Source organism: Pseudomonas sp. KK4, from assembly GCF_001984065.1.
Classification (GTDB): Bacteria; Pseudomonadota; Gammaproteobacteria; order Pseudomonadales; family Pseudomonadaceae; genus Aquipseudomonas.
On the sequence record NZ_LYVP01000193.1, the window covers coordinates 1 to 6,072 of the forward strand.

The window sequence follows — 6,072 nt, forward strand, 5'->3', positions numbered from 1 at the left end:
AGCAGGTCGTCAAAGCGCAGCCGACCATCCTGGGACACGATGATCTGCCGTTCGATCACGTTTTCCAGTTCACGGATGTTGCCCGGCCATGGATAACGCTTGAGCACTTCGACCTGGGTCAATGGCAAGCGCACGCCGGGTTTGTTGAAAGCCAGGCATGCGCGTTCAAGGAAGTGCCCGGCCAACAGCGGTATATCGCCCAGACGTTCGCGAAGGGGTACCGAGCGCACTGGAAACACATTCAAGCGAAAGTACAAATCCTCCCGAAAGGTGCCGGCGCCGATCATGTCCCGCAGGTCACGGTTGGTGGCGGCAATCACCCGCACATCCACCGCGCGGGTCAGGTTGTCGCCCACCCGTTCGAATTGCTGGTCCTGCAGCACCCGCAGCAATTTGCTTTGCAGTTCCAGAGGGATTTCCCCCACCTCGTCGAGAAACAGTGTGCCGCCATCGGCCAGTTCGAAACGGCCCACCCGCTCGTTGACCGCGCCGGTGAACGCACCCTTGACGTGACCGAAGAACTCGCTCTCGAACAAATCCCGCGGGATGGCCGCGCAGTTGACGCGAATCAGCGGCCGGTCGCGACGCCGGCTGCTGGCGTGGATCGCCCGGGCGATCAGTTCCTTGCCGGTGCCCGATTCCCCGGTGACCAACACGTTGGCATCGGTCGGCGCCACCAGTTCGATCTGGCGGATTAAATGCAGCACCGCCGGGCTGTCGCCGACAATCTCGTGGTGATTGCGCTCGGCCTTGATCTCCTCCTGCAAATACTGGTTTTCCAGTTCCAGGCGCTGCTTGAGTTGTTCCACTTCATTCAAGGCCTCGCGCAAGCGCAGTTCCGCCCGCTGCCGCTCACGAATGTCGCGGAACAGCACCACGGCGCCCACCAGCCGGCCCATCTCGAAAATCGGCGTGCTGGTGTATTCCACGGGGATGGCTTCGCCGTTCTTGTGCCAGAACACCTCGTTATCGACGCGATGCACTTGGCCGTCGCTGAACGAATTATGGATAGAGCATTGCTGCACTTCGAAGGGGCTGCCGTCGCTGTGGCTGTGGTGAAACAACTGGTGGGCGTCATGGCCGACCATGTCGCCGGCGCTCCAGCCGAGGATGCGCTCTGCGGCGGGGTTGATAAAGGTGGTCTGCCCGGTAGCGTCGAGGCCGTAGATGCCTTCGCCGACGGCGCCGAGAATCAAGCGGTTCTGCCGCTCGATGCGCTCGAACACCTGGGTGATCCGCTCCCAGCCGACGTGGCCCAGGCGATGCTGGCGCCGGGCTTCGGAGCGATTGCGGCGGGCCTCCAGCAGGTCGCGATCCTGAATGATCAGCACGATGCGCCGGCCATCCTCCAGTGCCCGGGCACTGACTTCGACGGCGTGGTGCCTGCGCCCCAGGTCCAGCAGGCTGAGGTCATCGGACCAGGCTTGTCCCTGGGTCAGCACCTCATCGGTGAAACTGACCCACAACGCGATCGCGCTACCGAAGAAATGGCTGAAGCGGGTGAGGGCGCTGGTGCCCTCTTCATAACCCAGCAGGGCCAGGCCGGCGGCGTTGACCTGGACCAGTGAGTCCGCGGCCGGGTCCACCACCAGCATGGCGAGCGGGGCCTGGGCGGCAGCTGTGGCGTCGATTGGGGTGGGCATTTCTCGAAACATCCTGGCTAAACACGGCCAAGGCAATATACGAAAAATCGTGAATCAATTAACTAAAATTCGTCAATAACGAAATATCGTTAATTTTTCATGCCTGTATTTAGCGAACAACTCCATAAAAATCAGATACTTAAAAAATAATTCGAGATTGGCACGACTCTCGCTATTGCTCTTGTATCGCCAAACCACGAGAGAGTCATCCCATGAACAAAGTCGAAATGCACCACACCGTCATGGCAGCCAAGGCCCGCAAGGAACTGACCTGGGACCAACTGAGCGAACGGGTGGGCAAGGCGCCGGTGTGGCTGGCGTCGGTGTGCTACGGCATGAACAGCGCCTCGCCGGACGTGGCCTCGCGCATCTGTGAAGTGCTGGAACTGGGTGAAGAGGTCGCCATGGCCATGACCGAGTTTCCGGTCAAGGGCTGGGAGAAGACTGTGCCCCAGGACCCATTGATCTATCGCCTGTACGAAGTGGTCGGCGTCTACGGCCCGACGCTCAAGGACGTGATCCAGGAGAAGTTCGGCGACGGCATCATGAGCGCCATCGACTTTTCCATGCATGTCGAAAAAATCGAAGACCCCAAGGGCGACCGCGTCCTGCTGACGCTCAATGGCAAGTTTCTGCCTTACCGTTCCTGGTAATCGCCACAGACGTTTCAACAGTCAGTTCTGAGGAAAGCCCAATGTCCTATCTACTCCCGTTCGAATTCGTCACCAAGATGCTCGATGCCGGCGAATCGAAGATTCACATGTCGACCCGCGATACCTTGATCCGCAGTTTCATGGCCGGGGCGATCCTGGCGCTGGCGGCAGTGTTCGCCGTCACCATCGCAGTGCAGAGCGGTTCTGCTTTGCTTGGCGCCGTGTTGTTTCCCGTCGGTTTTTCGATGCTGTACCTGATGGGCTTCGACCTGCTCACCGGGGTGTTCATGCTCACGCCGCTGGCGCTGCTGGACAAGCGCCCGGGCGTCACCGTGCGCGGTGTGCTGCGCAATTGGGGGCTGGTGTTCGTCGGCAATTTCGCCGGTGCGCTGACCGTGGCCTTCATGATGGCTTTCGTCTTCACCTACGGCTTCAACGCCGGCCCCGGCGCGGTCGGGGAAAAGATCGCCAGCATCGGCGAAGCCCGCACCCTGGGCTACGCACACTACGGCGTGGGTGGCTGGATCACGATTTTCCTGCGCGGCATGCTGTGCAACTGGATGGTGTCCATGGGCGTGGTGGGGGCGATGATTTCCACCTCGGTGAGCGGCAAGGTGATCGCCATGTGGATGCCGATCATGCTGTTCTTCTTCATGGGCTTCGAGCACTCGGTGGTCAACATGTTCCTGTTCCCGTCGGCCATGATCATGGGTGGCGGATTCTCGGTGATGGACTACTTGATCTGGAACGAAATCCCCACCGTGCTGGGCAATCTGGTGGGCGGTCTGGCCTTCACCGGGCTGACGCTGTACAGCACCCACATCAAGACGGCGGCCAAACGCGCGCTGGCCTGACGTCCAGTCGATTATTTCACCCTGTGCAATTGACCGATGACATTCGTGCTCATTCTCTAACCGCCGTTTCATGGTGACACTGACATCAGCCGCAGAGGACCGTTTCCGGTCTGCACAGCATCGAGGTCACTATGAAACAGGCGAACACACCCGACGCATCGCCCTGGCATGCGGGCGAGCGGTACTTGCAGGCAAGCGTCGGCGTTGCGGACCAGATGGAATATTACGGGCCGAGGATCATGCGTGATCACCTGCCCGAGCAGCATCGTCGGTTCTACAACCGCTTGCCCTACCTGATGCTCGGCGCGGTCGATGAGCGCGGCAGGCCCTGGGCGACGCTGTTGGAGGGCCCGCCTGGCTTCATGCATTCAGATGACCCGCTGCTGCTGGACATTGACCGGTTGCCCGCCAATGGCGACCCGGTCAGACCTGCCTTGACAGCAGACGCGGCCGTCGGGCTGCTGGGTATCGACCTGACCACCCGCCGACGCAATCGCATGAACGGCTCCATCAGCGCCGCGTCCGCCAGTGGCTTTACCGTGTCGGTGGTGCACGCGTTCGGCAACTGCCCGCAGTACATTCAACCCCGTGGCGTCAGCCCCGACAGCCTCGGCCAGGGTTCTTCAGAGGTTGAAAGCGAAATCCTGGGCGAACTGGATGAGTCCGCGAAAGCGACCATTCGATCGGCCGACACCTTTTTCATCGCCAGTTACGTGGACCCGGACGGCGATGCGAGCAGGCGTTCGGTGGACGTGTCGCACCGGGGCGGCAATCGCGGTTTCGTACGGATCGAGGACAATGTCCTGACCATTCCGGACTACGCCGGCAACATGCATTTCAATACCCTGGGCAACCTGCTGCTCAATCCCCGTGCGGGGTTGTTGTTCATCGACTTTGAATCGGGGGATACGTTGCAGCTCACCGGGCGTACCGAACTGATCCTCGAAGGCCCGCAGATCGCCACGTTCCCGGAGGCGGAGCGACTGTGGACACTGACCGTGGAACAGGTGGTTCGGCGGCGCGGTGCGCTGAGTTTGCGCTGGCGGGTGGAGGACGATTCGGCGATGCGAGAGTTGATCGGGATGTGGGCGCCGCAATGATGCCGTCATTGAATTTGAGAACACCGCTGGGCAACCCGTGCGTGAGGCGGCGATGCACCTGCTGCAACTGCATCTGGGGCACTCCGAGAACAGCCTGATCATGCCCGACGCGGACGCGACGCCGGAGCAGATCCTGGAGCAGGCCGAGCGGGTGGGGCTGACGCGGATCGAGGTGGTCTGAGCGGGCATCGATGTTGAATGTACCGCCGCCTTCGCGAGCAAGCCCGCTCCCACAGGGATTTGCAGTGATCGCAGGATCTATGGCCAACGGTGATCAAGTGTGGGAGCGGGCTTGCTCGCGAAGGCGTCGGCAGCTTCACCCCCGGGGTGCCTGACACAGCGCCATTGCAGGCAAGCGCCAACGGACGATCAGTCATACAGCCAGGGCTTGAGCTCTTTGAGGTTCTCCACCACGATCTGTTGGGCCTCCGGCTTGGGGTTGATGTTTTTCGGGTCGATCTGGTAGCGCTGCAACACGTACTTGACCAGCGCCTGGCGGCAGGGAATCCGCAGGTGCCCCTCGAGCATGCCGAAATCGCCTTCGATGATGGCTTTCTGCGCGGTGGTCAAGCGTTCATCGGGCTTGATGACCACGTCCACTTCACTGTTCCACTCGCTATCGCCTGCGATGCCATTCTCGGTCTCGCCCTCCATCAATTCGGGCACGCCGCGCAACCGGCTCAGCACGAAATCACGGTACTCGCGGTTCTTTTCGCAGTAGGCCCGCACATGCCAGCGCATGCCGGTGTAGACCAGGGTATGCGGGGCGATGGTTCGTCCTTCAGGTTCCGGGCTGTTGAGCGAGACATAGTCGATGTCCAGGCGCAGGTGCTCGCGGCAAGCCTTGAGCAGCGGGCGCAACACTTCAGCGGTGATCGACCGGTCAGGCACTTCCAGCACTTTGGTGTGGGCGTATGCCAGCGCCAATCCCTCTACGTGGGGCGCCCGGGCATTGTTCTGGTACAGCAGGTGCAGGTAGGCGCTGGCGCTGTCGTCGATGAACAAGGGCTTGAAGTGCTTGCTCGGCACGTAACCCTTGATGTGCCGATCATACGTAAGGTTTTTGGGCGCATGCTCGGTGATGTAGGTGTTGATGTCCTTGGAGGCCTGCTGGCGGCTGATGCCGAAGCTCTGGGTCAGATGCACCGTGGTCAGCCGGCCTTCCCACCAGGCCACGGTTTCGATCAATCGGTAGCGCAGGGCCAGGTCCCAACGGACCTGTTCGATGGTTTGCTTGCGTTTCATGCCGCCTCCATGTGAGCGAAAACTTTACCTGTATAAGCCTACATTCTAGACGTGTCATCTGCCACTACATATCGTGCCGCCAGAGGCCCTGGAACGGGCGATACGAGGAGATGAATATGGATGGTCTGGACTGGATGGCGTTGCTGGCGATGCTGATGCTGGTGATGATCCTGCTGATGCTGGTGGTGCAGTACCTGCAGGCGAACAAGGCCTGGCGACTGCTGGAGCGTTTGCACGGGATCATGAAGGAGCGCCAGCAGCGGATGATTTGGCACGCCGAGGAAAATCGCGAATTGAAATCGGCGCTGCGGGCGCAGAAGGCGCATGTGGAGCAGCTGCAACGCAAGCTCAAGATCCTGCAAGACCCCCTGTAGGAGCGAGCACGCTCGCGAAGAGGCCGGCACATCCAACATCAACAATGACTGACACACCGCCTTCGCGAGCAAGCCCGCTCCCACAGGGGTTTGGGGTCGACCACAACATCCATGGCCAACACACAACACTGTAGGAGCGAGCTTGCTCGCGAAGAGGCCTGCACATCCAACATCCATGGTGGCAGACACTCCGCCATCGCTGG

The 6,072-nt window shown here is 60.8% G+C and carries 7 protein-coding genes; 5 read left to right on the top strand and 2 right to left on the bottom strand.

Annotation, left to right across the window (positions count from 1 at the left end):
- Positions 1 to 1,643 (bottom strand): sigma 54-interacting transcriptional regulator (locus tag B0W55_RS28360; protein WP_077049215.1); only part of this gene is annotated, 1,643 nt, incomplete at its 3' end.
- 212 nt (positions 1,644 to 1,855) lie between these two features.
- Between B0W55_RS28360 and cynS the strand changes: the two genes are divergently transcribed.
- The 4 genes from cynS to B0W55_RS31355 all read left to right on the top strand — a co-directional run bounded on the left by cynS (position 1,856) and on the right by B0W55_RS31355 (position 4,431).
- A complete protein-coding gene (gene cynS / locus B0W55_RS28365) occupies positions 1,856 to 2,296 on the top strand; it encodes a cyanase (RefSeq protein ID WP_077049216.1) in 441 nt (146 codons plus the stop codon).
- Between the two features lie 41 nt (positions 2,297 to 2,337).
- Entirely contained in the window at positions 2,338 to 3,150 is an 813-nt protein-coding gene (locus B0W55_RS28370) for a formate/nitrite transporter family protein (RefSeq protein WP_077049217.1), read from the top strand.
- A gap of 131 nt (positions 3,151 to 3,281) precedes the next feature.
- A complete protein-coding gene (locus B0W55_RS28375; protein ID WP_077049218.1) occupies positions 3,282 to 4,250 on the top strand; it encodes a pyridoxamine 5'-phosphate oxidase family protein in 969 nt (322 codons plus the stop codon).
- A 52-nt stretch (positions 4,251 to 4,302) separates the two neighbouring features.
- Positions 4,303 to 4,431, top strand: a complete 129-nt coding sequence (locus tag B0W55_RS31355; RefSeq protein ID WP_256576407.1) for a hypothetical protein — start codon at positions 4,303 to 4,305, stop codon at positions 4,429 to 4,431.
- Between the two features lie 188 nt (positions 4,432 to 4,619).
- Here the strand turns inward: B0W55_RS31355 and B0W55_RS28380 are convergent, their stop codons facing one another.
- The gene (locus B0W55_RS28380) at positions 4,620 to 5,495 is read right to left on the bottom strand and encodes a YafY family protein (protein ID WP_077049219.1); all 876 of its coding nucleotides are present in this window, start codon (positions 5,493 to 5,495) and stop codon (positions 4,620 to 4,622) included.
- A gap of 116 nt (positions 5,496 to 5,611) precedes the next feature.
- Between B0W55_RS28380 and B0W55_RS28385 the strand changes: the two genes are divergently transcribed.
- A complete protein-coding gene (locus B0W55_RS28385; protein ID WP_077049220.1) occupies positions 5,612 to 5,869 on the top strand; it encodes a hypothetical protein in 258 nt (85 codons plus the stop codon).
- Positions 5,870 to 6,072 lie beyond the last annotated feature (203 nt).

Excerpts from the sequence above, each read along its gene's own strand:
- B0W55_RS31355 (WP_256576407.1), top strand. The coding sequence starts at position 4,303 with ATGCACCTGCTGCAACTGCATCTGGGGCACTCCGAGAACAGCCTGATC.
- B0W55_RS28380 (WP_077049219.1), bottom strand. The coding sequence starts at position 5,495 with ATGAAACGCAAGCAAACCATCGAACAGGTCCGTTGGGACCTGGCCCTG.
- B0W55_RS28375 (WP_077049218.1), top strand. The coding sequence starts at position 3,282 with ATGAAACAGGCGAACACACCCGACGCATCGCCCTGGCATGCGGGCGAG.
- B0W55_RS28370 (WP_077049217.1), top strand. The coding sequence starts at position 2,338 with ATGTCCTATCTACTCCCGTTCGAATTCGTCACCAAGATGCTCGATGCC.
- cynS (WP_077049216.1), top strand. The coding sequence starts at position 1,856 with ATGAACAAAGTCGAAATGCACCACACCGTCATGGCAGCCAAGGCCCGC.
- B0W55_RS28385 (WP_077049220.1), top strand. The coding sequence starts at position 5,612 with ATGGATGGTCTGGACTGGATGGCGTTGCTGGCGATGCTGATGCTGGTG.